Source organism: Nostoc sp. (genome assembly GCF_036917435.1).
Classification (GTDB): domain Bacteria; phylum Cyanobacteriota; class Cyanobacteriia; order Cyanobacteriales; family Nostocaceae; genus Nostoc.
In genome coordinates, this window is sequence record NZ_JBALDM010000048.1 from 1 (window position 1) to 24,267 (window position 24,267).

General features: G+C 41.0%; 17 protein-coding genes. 10 read left to right on the forward strand and 7 right to left on the reverse strand.

Annotated elements, in window-relative coordinates; genetic code table 11:
• Window positions 1-925: 925 nt before the first annotated feature.
• Window positions 926-1,723 (forward strand): sulfite exporter TauE/SafE family protein, encoded by a 798-nt coding sequence (locus V7K98_RS24065; protein ID WP_335026448.1) that lies wholly within the window; start codon window positions 926-928, stop codon window positions 1,721-1,723.
• Between the two features lie 48 nt (window positions 1,724-1,771).
• On the opposite strand, the gene V7K98_RS24070 is transcribed toward V7K98_RS24065, so the two are convergent.
• The gene (locus V7K98_RS24070) at window positions 1,772-2,434 is read right to left on the reverse strand and encodes a cadmium resistance transporter (protein ID WP_335026450.1); all 663 of its coding nucleotides are present in this window, start codon (window positions 2,432-2,434) and stop codon (window positions 1,772-1,774) included.
• Window positions 2,435-2,992: 558 nt separating this feature from the next.
• On the opposite strand from V7K98_RS24070, the gene V7K98_RS24075 reads away from it, so the two are divergent.
• The gene (locus V7K98_RS24075) at window positions 2,993-3,691 is read left to right on the forward strand and encodes a cadmium resistance transporter (protein WP_335026452.1); all 699 of its coding nucleotides are present in this window, start codon (window positions 2,993-2,995) and stop codon (window positions 3,689-3,691) included.
• A gap of 268 nt (window positions 3,692-3,959) precedes the next feature.
• On the opposite strand, the gene V7K98_RS24080 is transcribed toward V7K98_RS24075, so the two are convergent.
• Both V7K98_RS24080 and V7K98_RS24085 read right to left on the reverse strand, forming a co-directional pair.
• Window positions 3,960-5,672, reverse strand: coding sequence for a putative bifunctional diguanylate cyclase/phosphodiesterase (locus V7K98_RS24080; RefSeq protein WP_335026454.1), 1,713 nt, complete (start codon window positions 5,670-5,672; stop codon window positions 3,960-3,962).
• Window positions 5,673-6,246: 574 nt separating this feature from the next.
• Window positions 6,247-6,948, reverse strand: coding sequence for a 5'-methylthioadenosine/S-adenosylhomocysteine nucleosidase family protein (locus tag V7K98_RS24085; RefSeq protein WP_335026456.1), 702 nt, complete (start codon window positions 6,946-6,948; stop codon window positions 6,247-6,249).
• 173 nt (window positions 6,949-7,121) lie between these two features.
• Between V7K98_RS24085 and V7K98_RS24090 the strand changes: the two genes are divergently transcribed.
• The 3 genes from V7K98_RS24090 to hpnH all read left to right on the forward strand — a co-directional run bounded on the left by V7K98_RS24090 (window position 7,122) and on the right by hpnH (window position 11,876).
• Window positions 7,122-9,797: an efflux RND transporter permease subunit gene (locus V7K98_RS24090; RefSeq protein WP_335026461.1), complete on the forward strand. Its 2,676-nt coding sequence runs from the start codon at window positions 7,122-7,124 to the stop codon at window positions 9,795-9,797.
• A complete protein-coding gene (hpnA, locus tag V7K98_RS24095; RefSeq protein ID WP_335026463.1) occupies window positions 9,797-10,780 on the forward strand; it encodes a hopanoid-associated sugar epimerase in 984 nt (327 codons plus the stop codon). The genes V7K98_RS24090 and hpnA overlap by 1 nt, the downstream gene beginning before the upstream one ends.
• 76 nt (window positions 10,781-10,856) lie before the next feature.
• Window positions 10,857-11,876, forward strand: a complete 1,020-nt coding sequence (hpnH, locus tag V7K98_RS24100; protein ID WP_335026465.1) for an adenosyl-hopene transferase HpnH — start codon at window positions 10,857-10,859, stop codon at window positions 11,874-11,876.
• 172 nt (window positions 11,877-12,048) lie between these two features.
• On the opposite strand, the gene V7K98_RS24105 is transcribed toward hpnH, so the two are convergent.
• Window positions 12,049-13,941 (reverse strand): protein kinase domain-containing protein, encoded by a 1,893-nt coding sequence (locus V7K98_RS24105; protein ID WP_335026467.1) that lies wholly within the window; start codon window positions 13,939-13,941, stop codon window positions 12,049-12,051.
• 390 nt (window positions 13,942-14,331) lie between these two features.
• On the opposite strand from V7K98_RS24105, the gene V7K98_RS24110 reads away from it, so the two are divergent.
• The 4 genes from V7K98_RS24110 to V7K98_RS24125 all read left to right on the forward strand — a co-directional run bounded on the left by V7K98_RS24110 (window position 14,332) and on the right by V7K98_RS24125 (window position 21,275).
• A complete protein-coding gene (locus tag V7K98_RS24110) occupies window positions 14,332-15,606 on the forward strand; it encodes a DUF4255 domain-containing protein (protein ID WP_335026469.1) in 1,275 nt (424 codons plus the stop codon).
• Window positions 15,603-17,591 carry an ATP-binding protein gene (locus tag V7K98_RS24115; protein WP_335026471.1) on the forward strand — a complete coding sequence of 663 codons (1,989 nt, stop codon included), beginning with the start codon at window positions 15,603-15,605 and terminating at the stop codon, window positions 17,589-17,591. Before V7K98_RS24110 ends, V7K98_RS24115 begins: the two co-directional genes overlap by 4 nt.
• A gap of 616 nt (window positions 17,592-18,207) precedes the next feature.
• Window positions 18,208-20,358, forward strand: a complete 2,151-nt coding sequence (locus V7K98_RS24120; protein ID WP_335026473.1) for a PAS domain-containing sensor histidine kinase — start codon at window positions 18,208-18,210, stop codon at window positions 20,356-20,358.
• A 251-nt stretch (window positions 20,359-20,609) separates the two neighbouring features.
• Window positions 20,610-21,275, forward strand: a complete 666-nt coding sequence (locus tag V7K98_RS24125; RefSeq protein ID WP_335026476.1) for a GUN4 domain-containing protein — start codon at window positions 20,610-20,612, stop codon at window positions 21,273-21,275.
• Here the strand turns inward: V7K98_RS24125 and V7K98_RS24130 are convergent.
• Window positions 21,272-22,096: an SAM hydrolase/SAM-dependent halogenase family protein gene (locus V7K98_RS24130; protein WP_335026478.1), complete on the reverse strand. Its 825-nt coding sequence runs from the start codon at window positions 22,094-22,096 to the stop codon at window positions 21,272-21,274. The genes V7K98_RS24125 and V7K98_RS24130 overlap by 4 nt on opposite strands.
• A 111-nt stretch (window positions 22,097-22,207) precedes the next feature.
• Between V7K98_RS24130 and pirA the strand changes: the two genes are divergently transcribed.
• Window positions 22,208-22,363, forward strand: a complete 156-nt coding sequence (pirA, locus tag V7K98_RS24135) for an arginine synthesis PII-interacting regulator PirA (RefSeq protein WP_335026480.1) — start codon at window positions 22,208-22,210, stop codon at window positions 22,361-22,363.
• Between the two features lie 64 nt (window positions 22,364-22,427).
• On the opposite strand, the gene V7K98_RS24140 is transcribed toward pirA, so the two are convergent.
• Both V7K98_RS24140 and V7K98_RS24145 read right to left on the reverse strand, forming a co-directional pair.
• Window positions 22,428-23,090, reverse strand: a complete 663-nt coding sequence (locus V7K98_RS24140; RefSeq protein WP_335026482.1) for a restriction endonuclease — start codon at window positions 23,088-23,090, stop codon at window positions 22,428-22,430.
• 3 nt (window positions 23,091-23,093) lie between these two features.
• Window positions 23,094-24,266, reverse strand: coding sequence for a DNA cytosine methyltransferase (locus tag V7K98_RS24145; protein WP_335026484.1), 1,173 nt, complete (start codon window positions 24,264-24,266; stop codon window positions 23,094-23,096).
• Between the last annotated feature and the right edge of the window lies 1 nt (window position 24,267).

A 24,267-nucleotide genomic window follows, 5' to 3' on the forward strand; every position in this document is an offset into this window, starting at 1 on the left:
GTGTCAACTTAAGCTAAAAGCTCTGTCCCACAGGCGTTTTACCCCCCTTAATCCCCCCTTATAAAGGGGGGAAATGATATTTCCGGTTCCCTCCCCTTTATAAGAATCCGCCCCAAATGCGCGATCCTCTTCAAATCCCGGGGAAATGATATTTCCGGTTCCCTCCCCTTTATAAGGGGAGGGTTAGGGTGGGGTAACGCGGATAGTGATGGGAAGTGAATGAACTCAATATCCAGTTTTTACAAGGGTTTCACGTTAAGTTGACACCAATGGGCACTGCCGTGCCCTTGCACTTCGTGATTAATCTTGTACTGCTATATCTTATTTACCTTGAGGTAATTTTTATCAACCCCTCTTAAGAAGTTTAAGCAACTACGGTGTATTATTCAGAGAATTTAACGATATACAACGCGGATACCCTAGACGTTTGCTCATGTTTACAAGTAAAATACGGTAAGTACATCGTTTTATCGGCTTTTATATGTAAAACCGCAAAAAACCAGTTATATCATGTCCGCTTGATTACTTGTTAAACCCGAAGAACCCCACCCCGCCAAAGCTGCGCTTTGTCTCCCCAGGTGGAGCATCTGGCGTGTGGGGTGCAATAACCGTGGGAATCATAACTAATTAACCGGACATGATATTAGAAGTTGAGTTTAGCAAAGCAACTGACCCATAAGCAGTTATCAAAGTATGTTTCAGCTAAATGCGTCGTACTTCCAAAAACTTCCAGACAGGTTTTAAGTTATCCAATAATCCTCTGTCCTAACTTTTAGCTGCATAAACTTTTTTTTGTGTCACTCATGCCTTGAGAAACACAATAACTTGTTATGACTAGCTCTGTCTAAAACTGGGCTGTACTTCGGCTGAGTTGTTGTTCTCTAGTAGTGAAACTCTAGCTGACTTTCTCAAACCCCCAAAAAGTATGCACTATTTATTACTACCATTCTTAAGCTTCTTTGTTGGCATCATAGTTGGTTTGACGGGAATTGGTGGAGCCTCTCTTATTACCCCAATGTTGATTTTTGTTTTTCAGGTTCCGCCTTCCATCGCTGTCAGTTCTGATGTTGTGGCAGCCACATTGATGAAAATTGTTGGTAGCGTCAAGCATTGGGAACAGAAAACTCTAGACACAGAAGTTGTCAAATGGCTGGCATTGGGGAGTGTTCCAGGCTCATTGTTTGGGGTGGGGATTTTGCACTTTCTGAAACGTACAGGTGAGTATAACTTGGATAACATCTTGCTGCGTTTGCTTGGCATGATGATTTTGCTAGTCACAGTCTTAGCACTAGTGCAATTGTTGCTATTGACTTTTTTCCCCGAATTTAATTTACCCGAACTACCAAAGTTAGACTTAGAAACTAACTTGGGCCGCTTCCTAACAATCACTTTGGGAGCAATTTTAGGCTGTTTCGTTGGTTTAACTAGCGTCTCATCGGGTTCAATGTTTGCCCTAGTGCTGATTGGGTTTTTCCGCCTTGATGCCCGAAAGTTAGTTGGAACTGATATTTCACACGCAGCAATTTTACTGCTGTTTACAGCCCTTGGTCATCTTAGCCTGGGAACTGTAGATTGGAGTTTGGTATTACCTATCTGGTTAGGCTCAGTGCCAGGAGTTCTACTAGGTGCTAAAATTTGCCAAGTCGCTCCCCAGCGCCCGCTACGGTTTATTATTTACGCCATTTTGATGATGGTGAGTTGGAAATTAGTTCATCAAGTGTGATGTGACAAATTTTAGATGCCAAATCCAGCATTCAACATCTAGCATTGATTAACTTTTTACCCAAGGCAGTAGAGTAAATGTACCTCGCTCATACATAATGAATAAACCCAAGCTAATTAACACAAAAGGTACGACAGCTTGGCCGTAGCGATTTAGAATATTAGCAATGGTAGGTTGAAGGCTTAAAAAATAAGCGATCGCACACCAAATCCCTACCATGATAAAAAATATACTTAGAATTACTCCCAAGCTGGCAAGGTCATGACCAGCGAATAAGGGAATATATATACTAATATTGTCACCACCATTTGCGATCGTTACTGCTGCCACTTTATAGGTTTGGGGGTGCAAAACACTCAAAATAAAAGCTAATACAGGGTTAGTCGGTGTGGATTGACTAAAATCACTACTGACTGTTTGAACTGTTGCGGTTTCTTCTTTTCTAGATAGTAATTGCTGAACACCAATTACTATTGGTAGCAGTCCTAGCAATCCTATCCATTCTCGCTGTATGATGAATCCACCAAAAAATCCTGGTAAACTAGCGATGATAATGGCTGCAAAACCCAGATATTGACCGAGTAAGATATGCCGTGGCCGAAAATTAACATCTACCTGAGAAAAAAATATTAACAAGATAATAATGTCATCTATGTTAGTGGCGATGAAGGCAATTATTGCTTCACTGGAGGTCGTCCCTAGCTGACTCATGCTGGATTTTTATAACCTACGATTTATAACCATACCAAATTAACTAATTCGTAATTTGTAATTATAAATGAAACACTCGCGCTTAATTCTCAACTGGGCAGGATTCAATTAATTCGGTATCCATACCACAATTATGTTAAATAGTCATCGTACCTATACTAGACAAACAAGCCATAGTAATCCCAATACTGTTCGGTTAAGGCAAGAGACGCGATAAATCGCCGTCTCTACGAAGCACTGATTATTGTAAAGACGGCGATTTATCGCGTCTTGGGGATCTATTTTTTCATAAAATAACCTTAACCGAACCGTATTGATAGTAATCCGGTTTGATTTCTCAAAATATTCGTAGGATATGTTATGAACCTGGATTAAATAAAATGCAAAACTTCATCCTGTCTCACGATCCCTCTCCTTTATAAGGAGAGGGATTGAGGGTGAGGTAAGCCAGAGACATAAACTGTATGTTATTTAATTCTTGTTCCTTAGCGACAATGGAAATTATTTTAAACTTCTGACACAATTAAGCTTTAAAATTGTCCATATTTATCTTAAAATATGAACGAATTACTTACTGCAATTACTACAGGGGCAATTGCGTTCGTTGCCACTAATATTGATGATATTGCCATTTTATTGTTGTTTTTTTCTCAAACAAATGCTAATTTTCGTCCCCAGCATATAATTGCTGGTCAGTTTATAGGTTTTACAGTTCTGTTAATCCTTAGTCTGCCTGGTTTATTTGGTGGGTTAGTTTTATCCAAAAACTGGATTGGATTACTAGGTTTATTACCAATGTCCATAGGTATCAGTAGCTTGGTGAATCAGCAAGAAGATTCATCACAAGAAGTTGTCGCCACAACAGAAGAAATTGAAGCATCAACAATTACGAGTTTTTTTTCTTCACAAACTTATAGTGTGGCAGCCGTTACTATTGCTAATGGTAGTGATAATATTGGTGTCTATGTACCTTTATTTGCTAGCAGCAACTTAGAAAGTTTTGTGGTAATTATCGGGTTATTTTTTTTATTATTAGGAATTTGGTGTTACACGGCATATAAATTAACTAACTATAGAGTAATAGCTGATTTTTTGACTCGCTATGTTAATAATGCTGTGCCTTTTGTTCTTATAGGATTAGGCGCTTTTATTGTATTAGAAAGTGAAGCTTTGAATTTAATAAAGCTAGCTGCTAGTTGTTTTTGTTTGGTAATTTTGGTTAAAAACGATAAAACTGGCGAAAATTCTAGTAGATAATCAAACAGATTTGAGATTTTGATTTAGAGGATGTCTAAAAGTTGTTTGTAAGATTTTACCCCACCCTAGCCCTCCCCGTATGTATTGGGGAGGGAATTAGATTTTCTGTTTCCCCCGTTTCTAAGGGGATTAAGGGGGGTAAATCCGACTTGTGTATATAGGCAACGGACTTGGAGAGGGACAGTTTTGAACAAAAGTTCAAAGCAGCAAGAGGTTTGTCGAACTCGCGTAAATTTAAAGTGAAATGACTCTCTACTTAAACATCCACCTATGCAGCAATTGTCTCTACCTGCTGAGAACTTTTCTGCAACATGGGGGCAATTATATCAGCAGGCACAGGACGACTGAAGTAGTAACCCTGACCTTCATCACATCCACGCATTTGCAGGTATTCAAGCTGCTCTTGGGTTTCTACACCTTCTGCTGTGATTTTCAACCGCAGGCTCTTTGCTAGGGCAATAATCGCATTGGTGACGGCAGCGCTATCAGGGTTAGACATGACATCCTGCACAAATGACTGATCGATCTTGAGCATATTCACAGGAAAGCGTTTCAAATAATTCAGGGAGGAATAACCAGTACCAAAATCGTCTAGAGCCAAGCAGATACCCAGTTCTCGTAATTGTTTTAAGATTTTAACTGAACGATCAATATTAGCCATCAAGAAGCTTTCTGTCACTTCTAGTTCCAATAAAGATGCTTCAAGTCCAGTTTCTTCAAGAATTTGGTTGACGATCTCAACCAGATACGGTTGTTCAAACTGTCGAGATGACAAATTTACAGATATCCGAATTGGGGTATATCCAGCAAGCTGCCAAGCACGGGTTTGGGCGCAAGCAGTTCGCAAAACCCACTCACCAATTGGTACGATGGCACCATTGGCTTCTGCAATGGGAATAAACTTTGCTGGAGAAATCAAACCTAATGTAGGATGCTGCCAGCGAATCAATGCTTCCATCGCTGTAATTTGTCTGCTATTTAAATCAATCAGAGGTTGATAATAAACCAGCATTTCCCCACGTTCAAGCGCTCCATGTAATTCATTTTCTAAAGTCAGTCGCTCCTGCAACTGAGCATTAATTTCTGGTGAATAGAATTGGTATTGACTACGCCCTTGCTGCTTGGCTTGGTACAGCGCTATATGAGCCTGTTGCAAGAGTTGATCTACGCTATTAGGATCAGTTAGGTTATTAATTGTAATACCAATGCTGACGGTAATATGAATCAAGTTACCCTCTAAAGAAAAGGGTTTGTTCAGGGTACTCAATAGTATCTGAGATAGCTTAATTACACTTTCCAAAGAATTAATATCAATTCGGGACAAGGCAAATTCATCTCCACTCAAATGGGCGATAATATCTGTTTGTGCGGTGCAGGTTGATAATCTTTGGGCAACTGCTCTTAACAATAAATTTGTTGTCTGATGATCCAACCCATGACTTATACCAGTGAAATCATCAATACTGAGCAAAAAGACAGCTATAAGACGCTGGTTGTTTTCAGATTGGGATAAAATCTGATGAAGGCGATCGCGGAACAAATCACGATTGGGTAATCCTGTCAGTTCATCGTAATTAGTGATGTGGTGAATTAACTCATCTAATTTATGAAGGGTTTGTGAGGTATCTGCCATTAACGTACCCGCTTCATCAGCAAATTCTGTGGGCAATTCAGGTAGTGTTTTGGTGTTGAGATAATTTTGTAATGCCGCAGATGTCAAAATGACGGGTTTGAGGAGATGGTTTAGCGCATAGAGGGTGACAGCTGTACCCGCTAATGTAGCTAATAGAGCAATAATCATAACTCGCGCCGCCATCTCGAAGGAATAGGAGTTTGAAATGACGAAACTCAAAAGTAAGGACAGAAGTGGTACATGAGTACCCAAAAAAGCCACCAACATGATTTTAGCGGTGTAACTTTTTTTGAGCCATCTGAAATTAGCTAGAAACGAGTACAGGTAGAGCTTGTGATTTAGCGTCATAAATTCTGTTTGATAGTTGGCAAATTAGTTCCGAGCTATTCTGGCAAAAGAGGATTTTTGAATTCAAAGTAAAAAGAATTAGCTCTTATGGAACCCAACCCAAATTAGGTTATATATTATGTTTCCCAATATTTTTCTACTTGATAGACATAACAATAAAGTTTCTATAAAACTTTTTGCACAAGCAATTGTATAGTCAAAATCCAAATTGTATTTATTATTACACTGACAGTAATTATTCTTTTTTTAATGCAATCTCAAAACAAATATAATTACGATAAATACAAGTATTTTGTATACTTCTATTTCAAAAATTTTGACTTCTCTCAAAAGGCATATTCTTAGAGATGCACAGATGTGCGCCTCTAAAAATTATCTGTATTTGCAGAAATTGCAAACTTTTATATAGGAATCCGGTTTGATTTCTGAAAAGATACGTAGGGTGTGTTAGCGACAGCGTAACGCACCAGACCTGGATAATGGTGCGTTACGAACTTCGTTCTAACACACCCTACAATACCTAATTTTGTTCAAAAATCAAATAGGAGTCTTATATTATTAATTCTGCAACAAATTATTCCAGCCTATTCCCAGAAAAGAGCAGATTTGTAACTTGCTCTAACACCTTTAATGCTGTTAATGAACCTCGAATCAGCCGAGTAGCTGCAAGGGGTTGTCGAAGCATTGTCATCGCTAAAGGAAAAGGGTTTAGGGAACCATCAGAGTTAATTGCTGGTGTGAGATCGGGGATATCGTGCTGACAATTGTCACTGACTACTCGCAACATTGCCACAGATACCTTGGCGGCATTGAAAAACTCTAAAGCAGTAAATCCTTCCATATCAACAACATCAGCCGCCAACGTCTTACCCAAATGGCGTTTTTCGGCGGCAGACCAAATCACGCGATCGCTAGTTAATGATTTGACTAGTGATACTTTATCTGATATGTAAGAGTGTAATTTTGTTGTGAAAGTGCGATCGCATTCTTGCCGCTTCCCTTGATAAACACAATCTTGATACAGCACAATATCACCAACTTTGTAGCGATCGCTCAAGCTGCCACATACACCCATAATCAGCACCCTGGATTTGGGAGCTAAAAATTGTGCATTTCCTGAAGATTTTTGCAGATATTTGAGCAAAGGTTTCATTCCCACAGGTATGGCTACTACCGTTGGTATGGAACCAGTTACGCCACTTAATCCGCGACACACAGCTTTATATTCTGCTCCTTGGGGTACTAAAATTGTATTGATGGGCAAAAAATTAGGCACTAGCTCTTCCAAAAACTCTGACAGAATAATTGCTTATCAAAACCAAGTTTCATATTTAAAAATTTTGCCACATCTGAGTGACAATAAAGAATGTTGCCCTTTTCTGGTCATAAACCCCAGGTGATTGCTGTAGCATGACTAAATAATTGTGCCACCCACGATAATTTTCCAAGATGGTAAAGCCCGATCGCTCAAAATCCGCACGAGAACTCTTCAATATTTCCAAATTAGCGATTCAATTTTCGTGGCTGACGGTGAGTTTTTGGATTGCCGTAACTGTAGCTGGTGTTCTGGCTTTCAGTTCTCTCAAATATGCTTTGTTTCCAGATATTACCTTTCCAGTGGTGGTTGTGAATGCTACAGCCCCCCTGACAACTGCCCTGGATACAGAGGCGAAGCTCACCCAACCTCTGGAAGAACGCCTTCGTTCCCTAGAAGGACTGGAGAATATCCGCTCATCTACCTATCCTAGTCAAACAGCCGTTAGCCTTTCTTTTGCCGTTGGTACAAATTTAGAAACATCAACCAAAAAAGTTGAAACTGCCCTCAAGCAGCTGACTTTGCCTCAAGGAGCGACTTCTAAAATTATTCCTCTGAATCTGAACGAGTCAGCTGCCATTAGTTATGCTATTGAAAGTTCCAAACGGAATCTCACAGATTTGACAAAGTTGGCGCAAGACGAGATTGTAAAGGCGATCGCTAAACTACCAGGAGTCCTAAAAGTCTCCCTGTTGGGCGGTGCTACTGCAACTCTTCCCCTAAATCCATCGAATGTGAGTGCAGCAGCCATCCCCCAAGCAGGGGCAACATTAGTTAGGTTTAACGGCCAAGATGCACTCGCATTTCAGGTAATCAAACGCGGTAACGCTAACACCTTAGAAGTGGTAAGTTTAGTTGAAAAAGAAGTTCAAAGACTACGCTCTACCCTCAAAGATGTCAAACTAACCTTAGCTGCTACCCAAGCAAAATATATCCGCCAAGCCACCCAGTCAACAATCGATGCTTTGTTGGAAGCAGTCTTGTTGTCAATAGTGGTAATTTTTCCTTTTCTGTGGAATTGGCGAGCCACCCTAATTTCTGCCTTGGCAATTCCTACATCTTTGTTGGCGACATTTATCGTCATGGCAATTTTTGGTTTCAACTTAGAAACGATTACACTGTTAGCTTTAGCTTTAGTAATTGGGAGTATCGTTGATGATGCGATCGTGGATGTGGAAAACATCATGCGACACATTGAAGATGGGGAAACTCCTCGCCAAGCAGCGCTTTTAGCAACTAATGAGATTGGATTAACAGTCACCGCCGCCACCTTAACAGCAGTAGCAGTTTTTCTGCCCATAGGTTTGATGGGTGGGGTAATTGGGCAGTTTTTCAAGCCCTTCGGTATAACTGTTTCAGCAGCAATGCTTGCTTCTATGCTAGTTGCTCGGACTTTATCTCCAGTTCTGGCTATTTACTGGCTAAAACCTAAATCCTCTCTCTCTCCGCGTCAGGAAGCAAGGAGTTGGGTAGCTTTTGCTCAATCTTACAGAAACTTGCTGAGTTGGTCTTTAAATCACCGAAAGATAGTTGTCGGATTAGCTGTCCTCAGTTTCATCGCAGGTATAGCGCTGATTCCACTAATTCCCAAAGGTTTTATTCCCAAACTCGATCGCGGCGAATTCAATATTGCTTATACTGCTCCTTTGCCGATTATCCCAGATTTGAGCAATATTCCCAATCCCCAATCCCCAATTCCCAATTCCCAATTCCCAATTCCCAACCCATTAAACGATTCTCTTGAGGTTGCTAAAAAACTGGAAGATGTAGTCAGAAAATCACCAGCAGTTGAAACGGTATTTACTACTGTTGGTTCTCGTGAGGGTGAGCCGAACAAAGGCACACTATATATAAAGTTAAAGGAAGATCGCGCGATCGCAACTGCGGAACTACAAGACCAATTCCGCTCATCTTTACCCATCCTTACTGGGGTAACTACCAGTGTTGAAGATATTCAATTTGTCGATTCTGGCGGTCAAAAACCTCTCCAAATCGCTTTAAGTGGTGACGATCTCCAAGCCTTAAGTAAAGCAGTCAAGGCGATTAAAGAGAGAATTCAAAGGCTGCCGGGATTTGCTGATGTCACAGTTACAGGTGAAACGAATTCACAGGGTAAGGTTTTTCAAATCGAACGGCTGAATAATCAGCGAGTGGCTTATGTCAGTGCTAATCTTGGCAAGGATTTATCTTTAGGTGATGCTACTGATAAAGTAGTGGCTGAAGCTAAGGCGGTGTTACCATCTAATGTTTCCTTAAATTTAGGAGGAGACTCTGCTAGCCAAGGTGAGGTTTTTAGCAGTTTCGGCAGTACTTTAGCTTTATCTGCCCTGTGTATTGTTGTGGTACTATTTTTGCTATTCAAAACCTGGGTAGATCCTCTGGTGATTGGTGTCTCTTTGCCTTTAGCGTTGGTGGGGGCAATGTTGGCATTACTGATCACCAAGAGCGATTTTGGTATGATCTCACTAATCGGTTTCGTCTTCTTGCTGGGGCTGGCCAATAAAAATGCCATCTTGCTTGTGGATTACATCAACCAATTACGCAATGCTGGCACAGAACGCACCGAGGCAATCCTGAACACTGGAATAGTCCGCCTCAGACCAATTATGATGACCACTGCTTCAACTATTTTAGGAATGTTACCGATCGCATTAGGTTTTGGTGCTGGTTCGGAATTGCGATCGCCTATGGCTGTAGCGATCGCTGGTGGACTCGTAACTTCAACCATCCTCAGCTTGATTGTCGTGCCGGTAGTTTACACCATTTTAGATGATTGGTTTCCCCGATTTAAGAAGAGAGGGACAGCTTAATGCAAGTTTTTGTCACAGGGGGTACGGGTTTTATTGGTGCCCACCTGGTACGGTTGTTACTGAAAGAGGGTTACACAGTCAAAGCTTTGGTACGCTCAAGTAGCAATTTAGAGAATCTTCGCGGTTTGGACGTGGAAATTGTCAAAGGCGATTTGAACGATCCAAATCTCTGGCAACAGATGAAAGGTTGTCAATACTTATTTCACGTTGCAGCCCATTATTCCCTGTGGCAAACAGATCGAGAGTTACTTCACCATAATAATGTTCTCGGCACGCGCAATGTCTTAGCAGCAGCTAATCAAGCTGGCATCGAGCGCACCGTTTACACCAGTTCAGTGGCGGCAATTGGGGTAGGATCATCAGGTCAAGTGGTCGATGAAACACATCAGAGTCCCCTAGAAAAGTTGGTGGGTAACTACAAAAAGTCTAAATTTCTGGCTGAACAAGAAGCCATGCAAGCCGTTGCTAGAGGTCAAGAGGTCGTTATAGTCAATCCCAGCAGCCCCATCGGATCGTTGGATATCAAACCTACCCCCACAGGTGATATAATCTTACGGTTTTTACGACGGCAAATGCCCTTTTATTTAGATACTGGTCTGAATTTTATTGATGTGCGGGATGTGGCGTGGGGGCATTTACTGGCTTTGCAACGGGGTAAGTCAGGCGATCGCTATATCTTAGGTCATCAAAATCTCAGTTTCAAAGAACTACTCGAACAACTTGCCGAGATCACCGGTTTGATAGCACCTCAACGAACAGTACCCCCTTGGTTGCCTCTTAGTGTTGCCTGGGTTGATGAAAAGATTCTCGCACCCTTGGGAAAATCGCCCTCAGTGCCATTGGATGGCGTTCGGATGGCAAAACAACCTATGTATTACAATGCTGGAAAGGCCGTACAAGAGTTGGGTCTACCTCAATCTTCGTTGAAAGCAGCACTCGAAGATGCTGTGGATTGGTTTGTTGCTCAGGGCTATGTGAAATGAAAAATATAGCAGACTAGCACAGATGTGCGGCCATAGTGTGGTGTTTTTAGATATATAAAGAGGAGCGATCGCAACAATGGCAGTTAATCTACAACAGGCTATGGATATCGGGAAGTATCTGGTTACTCAACGTTTGAAAGGACGTAAACGCTTCCCCTTAGTATTGATGTTGGAACCTCTTTTTCGCTGTAATCTAGCTTGTACTGGTTGTGGTAAAATCCAACATCCCAAGGAAATATTAAAGCAAAATCTCACCCCAGAACAGTGCTTTACCGCAGTGGAAGAGTGCGGCGCACCGGTTGTATCAATTCCTGGTGGAGAACCTCTGCTACATCCTCAGATTGATCAGATTGTTCAAGGATTAATTGAGCGCAAGAAATATATTTACTTGTGTACCAATGGTTTGTTATTAGAAAAAAACCTAGATAAGTTTCAACCTTCCCCTTACCTAACTTTTAGTGTGCATTTAGATGGAATGCGCGAGTTACACGATCATTGTGTCGATCGTAAAGGTGTTTTTGATATTGCTGTCAAAGCCATCCGCGCCGCTAAAGCTAAAGGCTTTCGTGTCACCACTAACACAACTATCTTTGAGGGGACTGAACCTAAAGATATGCAAGAGTTCTTTGACTTTATAGAAACCCTAAATACTGACGGGATGATGATTTCTCCCGGCTACAGTTACGAGTGGGCACCAGATCAAGATCATTTTCTCCACCGCGAACAAACCCGCACCCTCTTCCGGCAAATTCTGGCTCCCTATAAAGCTGGCGAAAACAATTGGAACTTTAATCACAATCCACTATTCTTAGATTTTCTCACTGGTGAGAAGGACTACGAATGCACTCCTTGGGGTAGCCCTAGTTATAGCGTTCTTGGTTGGCAAAAACCTTGCTATCTATTGAACGAGGGTTATTACTCTACCTTTAAAGAATTACTGGCACAAACTGATTGGAGTCAATACGGCCAGAAGAGTGGTAATCCCAAGTGTGCCGATTGTATGGTTCACTGTGGCTACGAACCCACCGCCGCAATGGATGCAATGCAACCGCAAAATATGGCGCGTGCCCTTGGCAGTGTGTTTGGCAGAAACTAACAAACAGTATTGACCTCTCCCTGGTTTTACTATGCAAAACCTTCCCTCTCCGACTCGGAGAGGGACAGACTTGAACTAAAGTTCAAGGCAGAGAGAGAGATTCGTCGGACTCACGTTAAAGTAGTTGAAAGAACACCCACAGAGGGAAGCAATGTAGTCTTCTCCCTGTAGGTTAGTTCTGAATGCGATCGCTATTAGGTAAATTTTGCTGATTACTTGGTTCTTTACGCGATTGAAATTGAGTATATATATAAGCCACCAATCCTAATGCCAGCGCAACGGCAAAAACCACTCCCAGGATTCGCAAAAAATTGGGAGAGAATTTTGTAGCTATCTGCTCACTTAGCTTTAGTTGATAAATAGTATCATCCGTTGGTACTTGTTTTGGTCTGCCTTGATTGGATGCAGGTCGTGGTTGATACAATGTCACATCTGGTCTGCCTTGATTAGATGCAGGTCGCGGTTGATACAAGGTCTTATCTGGTGGTACTTGTGGTCTGCTTTGATTAGAGCCAGGTCGCGGTTGAAACAATGTTTTATCTGGCGGTACTTGTTGTCCACCTTGATTAGAGCCAGGTCGCGGTTGAAACAACGTTTTATCTGGTGGCACTTGTTGCCCGCCTTGATTAGATGCAGGTCGTGGTTGAAACAACGTTTTATCTGGTGGCACTTGTTGCCCGCCTGGATTAGATGCAGATCGCGGTTGATACAAGGTTACATCCGGTTTGCTGACGTTGGGATTATTTACAGGACTCTGTTGATTTTGTTCAACTGGATTAAACTGCCTTGGAACGGTTTCGTTATTTGAACCTTGGTTGTATCTAGGTTGAGGGGGAGGAACTGTTTCCTCAGATTGGTTTTGCTGAATCGGGTTAAACGGTCTGGGAACAGTTTCGTGATTTGAACCCTGATTATATCCAGATGGGGGACTTAGAACGGTGTCGTCGTTCGATTGTCTGGGAACAGTTTCGTTATTTGAACCTTGATTATATCCAGATGGAGGACGTAGAACGGTATCGTCGTTCGATTGTCTGGAAATAGTTTCGTGATTTGAACCTTGATTGTAGGAAGGTTGCGATCGCTCGCTAGCCTGTCCGGTTACACTAATAGGGCCTGTGACAGATTTTGCAGCAGCTTGCAAAGCAAGATTGAGTTCTTCTACCGTTGCAAATCGGTTAGCTGGGTTTTTGTGGAGGCATTTCATCACCACAGATTCCAATTGTACAGAAAAATGCTCACAACCTGGCTGCGATCGCAGTGGTTTCGGTGGCTCATAAGCATGAGCTAATACCCAAGAAGCCTCGCTGACATGACTACCCTTAATGCTGATTCCAAAAGGGTCAGCAGCACTCAGCATTTCATAAAGGATAATTCCTAAGCTGTAAATGTCACCCCTTGCATCCAAGTTTTTATCACTTTGGATTTGCTCAGGAGGTGCATAACGAAACGTACCAATAAATGTACTTGTGATATTTGTAATATTGGCATTTTCTGAAGATTCACTGCGAATTTTGGCAACACCAAAATCCAAAACCTTCACCCACTCACCTAAATCTGTAGGTACTAAAAATATATTATCTGGTTTCAGGTCACGATGAACTACCTGAATATGCTCAGTGCTTTTTGTGCCATCCCGTTGGAGAGTCACTCCTTGATGGGCAAGCTGTAGACCTTTGCAAACTTGCGCCATAATTTTTACCGCCCGCTCAACAGAGAGCCGCTTTTCGCGTAGCAGTAATTGTCTGAGCGTTTGCCCACGCAAATATTCCATTACATAAAATGGAAAGCCTTCTGGGGTGAATCCACAATCACTAATCTTAACGATATGGTCACTTTGCAAAGCAGCACAAACTGCTACCTCACGCTCAAAACGCTTTCTCATTTCTTGTGATGCCACCAGCGTATCTTTGAGCAACTTTAACGCTACCTGCTGACCTACACGGGTATCCGTTGCCAGGAAGACATCTCCCATGCCACCCCCGCCTAACCGTTTATCTAAACGGTATCGCTCGTTATCACCTACGAAGCGACCAATCCAAGAATTTGAAGGAGGTGGGGATTTCATCTGGGGCAACCCATCCTAGTTATTTTAAAATGTTAACTTTAGTCAGATATATTACTAGTATTGCTATTTTGCTTACTTCGTAACCTCGAACAATATTTAGTAATATATATTACTTACCATTTATCTGATTATACTCAGTTTAACATATTACTAACTCAAAATAATGTTAGCAATTTGATAAAATGTTTAAAGTTAAGACTTATAGCAGTTGAAATTTGCTACTAATGTAAAGTTAAGGTAAATTATACAAATTCTTTAGCTTCAGTAGTACTGATACATTGTATGCCGTGGGGATAATCTCTGTTACAGAATATTTAAAGTTTTGCAAAATATATTCTGTCATTGTACTCTGGCGTGCATGATTAATATGTGCTATTGCCAGGAAAGAGGATGAGTAATGTACTCTCTATAGCCGCCGTGACAGCAGTACTAAAAGTCTTGCTGGAAAATGGCTTAGTCAGCGATCCGATCGCTGCTAGTGTTGGTGATGTGATTGTAACTGCCCTACCGCCCGATCGAATTTCAGTCGAAGCTGATGAACGCGCTCAAATCAACCTCTTTCTCTATCAAGTAACGCAGAATCGGAATGTCGATTGGGTATCACAGGAATTTCGCAGCAGGCATTCGCGTATTAATGGAAACATGCACTCTCAAAGTCCACCACTAGCTCTTGATCTCCATTACTTGCTAACAGCCTACGGGGCCAAGGATTTTCAGGCGGAGCTTTTATTGGGCTATGCAATGCATTTATTACACAAAACACCAGCGATCGCATCAGATATTATTGAAAGTACTCTGATAAATGCATCTACAACTAATACCTCAAGTGCTTTTTCACAAGCTGTCGCAAGTGTGTCTGTATCCGATTTAGCTGAACAAATTGGGCAGATTAAACTGACTCCAGAGTTTTTCAACATGGAAGAAACTTCTAAATTATGGTCTGCTTTACAAACACACTATCGACCTTCAGCTACCTATCTGGCATCAATGGTGTTGATTGAGAGTAGCAAACTTGAAAATTCTGAAGGTTTCTACACAATGCCCTTGTCTCAACCGAGTATAGAGCAAGTCATGACTCCGGCGAAGACCGATAAAATGATTGTTCCGGGCACAACATTAGTAATTCGTGGTAAACGGTTACGCGGTGAGATTACCCGAATCCGCTTGAGTAATACGGAAACTTTGATAGTACCTCATGATGTTAAAGAAACACAAATCAGCTTCTTAGTCCCATCAGATTTGTCTGCAAGTGTGCAAGGTATCCAAGTTGTCCATCTCACAATGGGCAATGGAGGACAAACAGATTATGTCGTTGAATCAAACGTTGTGGCTTTTGTCCTCCATCCAACAATTACCGCATTTGTCGCCCAAGTGGAAAATAGTGGCGACAATTTACGCACAGCAGAAATTACCGTGAAATTCCAGCCTAAAGTTTGTAAATCACAACGAGTAGTTTTGCTACTCAATGAGACATCAGGTAAGAGTCCGGCAGCTTACTCTTTCTTGGTTGCAGCCCGCACCGAAGACACCGATGTAATTACTGTTCCTGTCAAAAACATCAAGCCAGGAAATTATATTGTCCGAGTGCAGGTAGATGGGGCAGAAAGTCCACTGCACAAAAATCAGTCTGGGGCTTATGATTCGCCAGAGGTGACTATTCTATGAATGTCACAAAAAATCACAATTGGGATGAGGCAAATTATCGCTATCTATCGGCAGCCCTCGCCGTGGTGCGTGGTATTTTAGAAAATCACACGGCAAAAGAACAAAATCAATCTGTAGATAAAAATCAAGAGCATTTACAGCAAGTGTTACAGGAAGCTGCGGCTGCAATGCCTGCGCCATCGGCATTAGAAAGAATATGCAAAATATTTAGCCTCTCATCCTTTGAGAGCGATTTGTTGCTGTTGTGTGCAGGTATGGAATTAAATGGAGATTTTGCTAAATTGTGTGCTATGATGCACGGGGATTTACAACGATCTTACCCAACTTTAAGTTTAGCTCTGGCAGCCTTACCTAATGTCCACTGGGATGCGATCGCTCCAAATTCTTCTTTACGTCATTGGCGGTTAATTCAGATTGGCGATGGTCATTCCTTGACACTCAGCCCGGTAAGAATTGACGAACGAATTTTACATTATCTCACGGGCATTCAATATCTTGACGAACGATTAGCTGGCATCATTGAACCACTACAAGAGGTTAGCGATTTAGTCCCCTCGCACCAAGATTTAGCCGAGCGAATAGCAGCAGTTTGGTCGCAAGCTTACAAGGTTAATAGCTTGCCAATTGTCCAATTATGTGGTAGCGAAACTATTAGCAAACGTTCCATTGCCGCGATAATTTGTCAGCTTCAGGGTTTAAACCTGTGGGTAATGCCTGCACAAATGATTCCGTTAGCGCCTAGCGAGTTGGATAATCTCATCCGTCTGTGGACTCGTGAGACGATTTTAAGTAAGTGTGCGTTACTTATAGATTGTAACGAGCTGGATACTAATGATCCAGCGCGGTTAAATGCGATCGCACGTTTCATCGAACGCACCAAGGGTTTTTTAATAGTTACAAGTCGGGAACGCATTGGACTAGGACAGCGCTTGGTAGTTAATTTTGACGTACATCAACCAACTAGCACAGAACAGGGTACAGTTTGGCAAGATGCATTAGGTTCAATTGCACCGCAAATGAACGGGCAAGTTAAAACCCTAGTGGATCAGTTTAACCTCAGTGCCGCAACCATCCGGGCTGCTTGTGCAGAAGCCGCAGGACAGTTAGCCCAAACACCAGAAAATGATATCACTAGCATTTTATGGGATGCCTGCCGTGTGCAAGCACGTCCACGCTTGGATGAACTTGCCCAACGGATTGAGCCATCAGGTGATTGGGAAGATTTGGTATTACCAGAGGCACAGAAACAAGTTCTCCGAGAAATTGCGGCTCATGTACGTCAACGGAGTACTGTATATAACAATTGGGGCTTTGCTGCCAAGAGTGCTAGAGGATTGGGAATCAGCGCCTTATTTGCAGGTGGTAGCGGCACTGGTAAAACCTTGGGGGCAGAAGTACTGGCTCAGAAATTGCGCCTCGATCTCTATCGCATTGACTTATCATCGGTAGTTAGCAAATATATTGGTGAAACCGAGAAGAATTTGCGCCGGGTGTTTGATGCTGCTGAACAAGGCGGGGTGATTTTGTTATTTGATGAAGCTGATGCTTTATTTGGTAAACGCAGTGAAGTTAAAGATGCGCGCGATCGCTATGCCAATATTGAAGTTAGCTATCTATTGCAACGGATGGAAAGCTACCCAGGTTTAGCAGTACTAACTACGAACCTGAAAAGTGCAATCGATACAGCCTTTCTCCGCCGGATTCGGTTCGTAGTGCAATTCCCCTTCCCTGATACAACACAACGAGCCGAAATTTGGCGGCGTGTTTTTCCTGCCGACACCCCAACCGCAGACTTAGATGCTCTGCAACTAGCTCGACTAAATGTCGCTGGGGGTAATATCCGTAACATCGCCTTAAATGCAGCTTTCCTCGCTGCCGATGCCGGGGAAGCAGTGCAGATGAAACACGTATTACGGGCTGCTCAGACGGAATATAGCAAGTTAGAGAAACCTTTAACTGATGCGGAAGTTGGAGGGTGGATGTGATTTTAAATTAACTTATTAGACATCTTCAAAATATTACTATTTTGCAGATATCTAATAAGCTCAAATCATGAAAGCATTACTAACTAAGTAGGTAGGGGTAATTAAATATAAGATCAAACCTCACCCTCAATCCCTCTCCTTAGTAAGGAGAAGGAAGCCGGAGGCAGGGTGAGGTTTGATATTTAATTTGACCCACTTAGTTACAACTTTTGATCAATAAATAAAATTGTTGATGTTGTTTGCAGACAAGATAGTTTACTAAGTAGGTTAATTCAGGCAAATCTAGAAATTCAGGGTGTACTTTTTGATCGAGCTTCAGTAATTGAGGAAGTATCTAGGACTTACGCACTTTACAAAAGAATCATGTTGTGAATCAACGTAAATACGCCATCTCAGGTTTTTATTAATCATTCATTGATGGTAAATAGATCCGCTTCGTAGGGGCAATTGATGAATTGCCCCTACGACGTATCTGGTTTTCCAATCATCTATACTTGGTCTTTTCTGTCAATGCGTAAGTCCTAGTATTTTATGAAAAAGAGGAATGTTACATTATCCAAAGAATAGGGAATCCTAGATTTAAGAGTCAAACAAATCTATTAGTCAGTTAGATAGGATGAACTTTCAACAGCAAGGCATTCAATCGGGTAATGATTTTTCTGCAAGTCAAGTACGAAAAGTTGATGAAGTCAGTAGAAATAGTCAAGAGATTGGGCATCAATTAGCAGAACAAGATTTGAAACAGTTGCAAGATAAATTTTTATTACTTATAGAACGTAATCCTTTGCCTCTAATTGAGTGGAATACGGCATTTCAAGTAATACAATGGAATCCGGCTGCTGAAAAACTATTTGGATACAGCAAAAGTGAAGTACTCGGTTGTCAGCTAGCACAAATAATTGTGTCAGAAAGTGAAAGAGTACAGGTCATCAAAACAATGGAGTTATTAGTTGAAGAAAAAGTGGGAGGTAATAATCTAAGTAAAAACCTGACAAAACATGGAACAGTAATTATTTGTGATTGGTGTCACATTCCTATAACTAACGTTGATGGCGAGGTAATTACTATTATCTCAACAGTACAGGATATTACAAAAGTAAAATCTTTTGAAAGCACTCTGCGCGAAAACGAAAAAACCTATCAGCAAATTCTTGATGCAATTACAGATATGGTGCTGGTTAAAGGTGCTAGATCTCAAATTATTTGGGCAAATAAGGCATTCCGTGATTATTACGGCATGAGTGAGTCACAGCTTCAAAATATGATTGATGCACCATTCAGTGAACCAGATCATACCCTACAATACATCAAAGATGATGCTTACGTATTTGAAACTGGACAGACTCTAGAAATTCCCCAAGAGCCAGTAACTCGGTACGATGGTGAAGTACGCCTATTCCATACAATTAAATCTGCCATCTGTAACGAACTAGGTCAAGTGATCATGACTGTTGGTGTAGCTCGTGATATTAGTGAGTATAAACAAGCCCAAAAAGAACAGGCGAAGTTGTTAGCAATTCTAGAAGCAGCACCAGACTTTATCAGCACTTCTGACTTAACTGGGCGAGTTCTTTACTTTAATAAAGCAGCTCGTAAAATGTTAGAGTTAGGGGAAGAAGAATCACTTCTGGAGAGACATTTTTCCCAAAATTATCCGAAATGGGCAAATGAAATTATCCAGAATCAAGGATTACCAGAATCAGTTCGAGTCGGTGATTGGGTCGGAGAAACGGCTCTTTTAAAAGCAGATGGACAAGAAATTCCTATATCCCAACTGATTATTGCCCACAAATCACCTGGTGGAGAAATTGAATATTTCTCAACGATCGCCAGGGATATCAGCGAACTCAAAGCTGTGGAAGAAACTTTACAGCAAAAAGCGCAAGATTTAGAGCATACTCTTAAAGAACTCCAAAGCACCCAAGCTCATTTACTCCAAAGCGAAAAAATGTCCTCTATCGGTCAATTGGTTGCTGGAGTTGCTCACGAAATCAATAATCCTACGAGCTTTATCTACAGTAATATTGAGCCTGCTAACGAATATATTAAGGATTTGCTCCGTTTGATTCAGCTTTACCAAGAACATTATCCTAATCCCGTAAGGGTGATTCAAGAACAGATAGAAGCCATTGACATAGAATTTTTAATGACGGATTTGCCCAAGTTACTCTCATCAATAAAAATGGGGGCAGATCGGATTAAAAAAATCGTTCTTTCATTACGAAATTTCTCTCGTATGGATGAAGCAGAATGCAAATCTGTGGATATTCACTTAGGTATTGATAGCACTTTAGTAATTCTAGAACATCGCCTCAAGGCACAACATAACCGTCCAGCAATTGAAATCATCAAGGAATATGGCAACCTACCTTTAGTAGAATGCTATGCAGGGCATCTCAACCAAGTTTTTATGAACATTCTGGTTAATGCTTTAGACGCACTAGAACAAAGGGATGCAAAGCGGTCGATTGAGCAGATGCAAGAAGCACCTAGTATTATACGTATTTGTACTCAGGTATCTCCAAAAGGAAAGGTCGTAATTCGGTTTGTTGATAATGGAGTTGGAATTCCAGAGAATGTGCTAAAAAGATTGTTTGATCCCTTCTTTACAACTAAGCCAGTAGGGATAGGTACAGGGTTAGGGTTATCAATTAGCTATCAGATTATAGTAGAGAAGCATAAAGGAAAACTTACATGTTTATCAATACCAGAACAAGGGGCTGAGTTTAAAATTGAGATTCCTATTAGCTTGGCTTCAGGAGACTGATAAGTATCTTATTCTCTCCAAAAAGATGACATTGTAAAATAGACCTGTTAAGAAATAATAGAGAGATAATATAGCGGTTCTCAGTTGAGTAGGTACTGAACCCCACCCCCAACCCTCTCATCGCTTGCGGGGAGGGGCTATGATGTATCTCATGTGATTAGAAAACGCTATATGACAATATATACATCGATGTAGTAGCGGTTAGACTAAATTCATCCTGGGGCATTCAAAGTAATCAGCAGCATCCAAAAATGGCAAAGAATAATCAGACTGTTCTGACACTAACTTTACTAATTACAGCAAGTCTTATCGGTATATTTGCTGTTTTAGGTTGGATTGGATATTCATTAACGCGGTCTAAGTCTGAGAACAAAAGTCCAGAAAACAATGCTTTAGTCAATACAACTGCTAATTCTAGCTCATTGAAACAAGTAGAAATTACTACTGCCCGCAGTGTCGATTACAGCCAGTTGCAGAAATATTTACAAAGCAAAGATTGGCAACAATCTGATCGAGAAACTTACCTAAGAATGCTAGATGTTGCTGGGGCTAAGGCACAAGCAGAGGGTGCTATTGGCAAAGATGAAATGAATGCACTTTCGTGTGTTGATTTGAAAACCATTGACAAGCTTTGGAGTACAGCCAGTGATGGAAAGTTGGGCTTTAGCGCTCAAGAAAAGATTTTGAAGGAACAAAAAAACGACTATCGCAAGATGTATGACGCGGTTGGATGGCAAACCTTAACTGGTGAGTGGCTGATTCAGTGGAACTATAATCAGCAAACTAAAAGATACGAGTATAAACCTGGCAAGGAACCAAACTTTAAAACCTTCCCTCCTGGACATCTGCCAACTGTGGAGAGAGGATATAACTTTGGTGTTTCTTTGGATGTGGCACTCACGAGGTGCGGGATTTAAGTTAGCACAACTTGAAGCGTTTTTTGCCAATCTAAATGTAACTGTAAGTGAGCATTGCCGCTATTAATGGCAATTTCTACCCAGCCGTGACTGCCAACTAAAGCTACTGCCTCTCCCAGGTTGACATCACCGTAAGTTTTACAACCTGGTATACTTAACCCAGCAGCTTGCACATACCAAGTTTTGCCTTGTACGTAACTCGCTGGAATGTTGCTCACTAGGTTGCCAAAGTTGTCAATATATTGAATGCAACCCACTACAACATTGCTTGTCTGCTTGCACTCGGCTATATCTAGTCTGACTAAACTTGCTGGATCAATTTCTTGTCCTAGCTGTTTGAGGGGGACACCACTAGCAAGATTAGCTGCCACTGGTGCAAAGATATCTCTACCGTGAAAAGTTTTGCTTGGTTGAGGAGTTCGCCAATAGTTAAGATTTGTAAGTTCAACGGCTGCGTAGGCGTAGCCCGTCGTAGACATCGCAGGGCTTTGACTAAGTACTCCGCTAAAGATACCATTATCTGGGCCTACTAGAAACCCTTGAGCAAATTCTACTGCGATCGCTCGCCGCTTACTTCCCACACCCGGATCTACTACTGCCAGATGCACTGTCCCAACGGGGAAATAGGGATAAGCATTCATCAAGCAAAACCTGGCTGCGGCGATATCTTGCGGCGGAATTTGGTGTGTTAAGTCTATTACTGTCAGTTTAGGATTGATTTGGGCTATGACTCCCTTCATTATGCCTACATAGATATCGCGATCGCCAAAATCGCTTAAAAAAGTCATGAGTCGTTGTTCACCCATCTTCTTTTCAGACATATTTTTGTTAAAAAATACATTAAGTCATAATATTCTGTAGCAACAGCTACAGAATATGTGTTATGTTAACAATAACAGACATAAAGTGAAATAATTAACAGGGTAATCATTATGAATCAAGGTAGACTACAAAGTGCGAGAAAAGCACGAGAAGCTCACAGAGAGAATATTCAAAAAAGCCTAGAGCATCGCTTGCAAGTAGCCAAAATAAAGGGCGACGAGCAACTGATTCGTCAACTGGAAGCTGAAATGAGGTATTCCAGCTAAATCAAGTTTTCATTGTTCTTAGTTTGTTGTGTAACCCGCTACGGCGGGTTTTTTTTATTCCTCTTCATCCTACCAATAGATTTTCTACACCTACTGTTGTCGTCGTAGTTGCCACCTGGATAATCCTACTGTATTGCAACCGCCACTGTAATGCATTAGAAATTGTCAGGTAGCCAATTTCTGGCGGTTGCTGCAAAATTCTTTCTGCAAGTATTTCACGCCCAATTTCATCTAATGGGAAGTTGCGTTCCTCTAAAAATGCTATTACATCTTCTTTGTTACCATTACGGCGTAAGATTTCTATTAACCCGTAGGTTGTTTGATAATCTCCAGTTCTTTCTCTTGACACAAAGACTATATTCTGGAATTTTAAATTGGCTGTGCGGGAGCTATGCTCATCAATCTTTTCATAAGCCAATATCAGCAGATTATATCCTAATCCATAGACTTTTTGACTGGCATTCCGAAAGGGACAAGAAGATTGGGGCTGACGAATTGATGTCACTTTTAAATCAACTTCTAATCCGGGAAAATCAATTCCTAAAGCGGCGCTACCAAGGGTGTATTCATACTTTGTAGACAAATATTGATTAAAATTCAACTCAACATACGTTCCTACTGCTTTGCCATCTGTAACGCCATACAAATTAGGAATCGGTGTTGCGCTAAGTACAACACAAAAATCTCGTGCAGCAATTTTGAGGGAGGATAAGGTTAGCACTTCCATTTTTTAAATAGCCAAAGTTAATTGTTGCCAACCAGATTTACTCAATTCAAAGTTTTTTTGACCGATTCTTTTGCACACCCACTCTACACAAGCTGGTACGATAGCATTTCCAAATAATGCGTATTGATCGTAAATTCTGGCAACTTGACACCAATCATCAGGAAAACCCATAAGTCTGGCATATTCAATATTAGTTAAACGTCGAAATTTATCACCTACTTGGTAGCGTTCATAATGCCTTGATGTTGAAGCAGTCAATGTTGATGCAATGCCATTAGTTCCAAATATAGTATAACCAAGTCTCGCGCCTCCATCTTGGTTGTACAAAATTTCAACTCCATTACAATAACGATTTACAGGCTTACTTTGCTTAATTCGCTCCAGCGTGTCGGCAGTAAAATCAAACTGAGTATCCACTATTGACTCATCCTGAAGAATATTCTGAAGCTTCTTTCTCGGCTTTATTTCAGGCAATAACGAAATATTTTGAGTGAACATTTGATTTTTATAGGCAATTCCCCAATTATCATTTTTACTTTTCTTTGTCATGATTGGCAACATGTATTTTACCAATGGAGCTTTAATATTTGGTAATAAAATATTGTCTTCTTTGGTCAAAAAAACTGATAGCTTTTCTAGAGTATTAGGCGTTATATCAACTGAGTCTAATTTTGTACCAAAGATAAAAATCCTATCTCTATTTTGAGGGATACCAAAGCTCAATGGGCTTATTATTCGCCATTCAATAAAATAATCTAATTCAGAAAGTGCATTTAAAATTACTCTAAAATGATAGCCATTTTCCATTGTCAAAAGTCTTTTGACATTTTCCAAAAAAAAATATTTTGGCTGCTTCTGATCTAAGATTTCTATAATGCGCTCAAATAGTGTTCCCCTAACTATATCTCTTACGCCAAGTTTTTTACCAGCAGGACTAAACGGTTGACAAGGGAAGCCAGCAGTTAAAATATCATGATTGGGAATGTCTAATATGGAAATTTTGTTGATATCGCCTAAAACAATAGAGTCTTTGCCAAAATTACTTTCATAAACTTTACAACAAAGTTCGTTAATATCATTCGCCCATACTGTTTGAATATTAGCATTTGCCATACCCAGGTGAAACCCACCGATACCAGCAAAAAGCTCTAAGGCTTTGAGTTTGTTTGTTGTCATG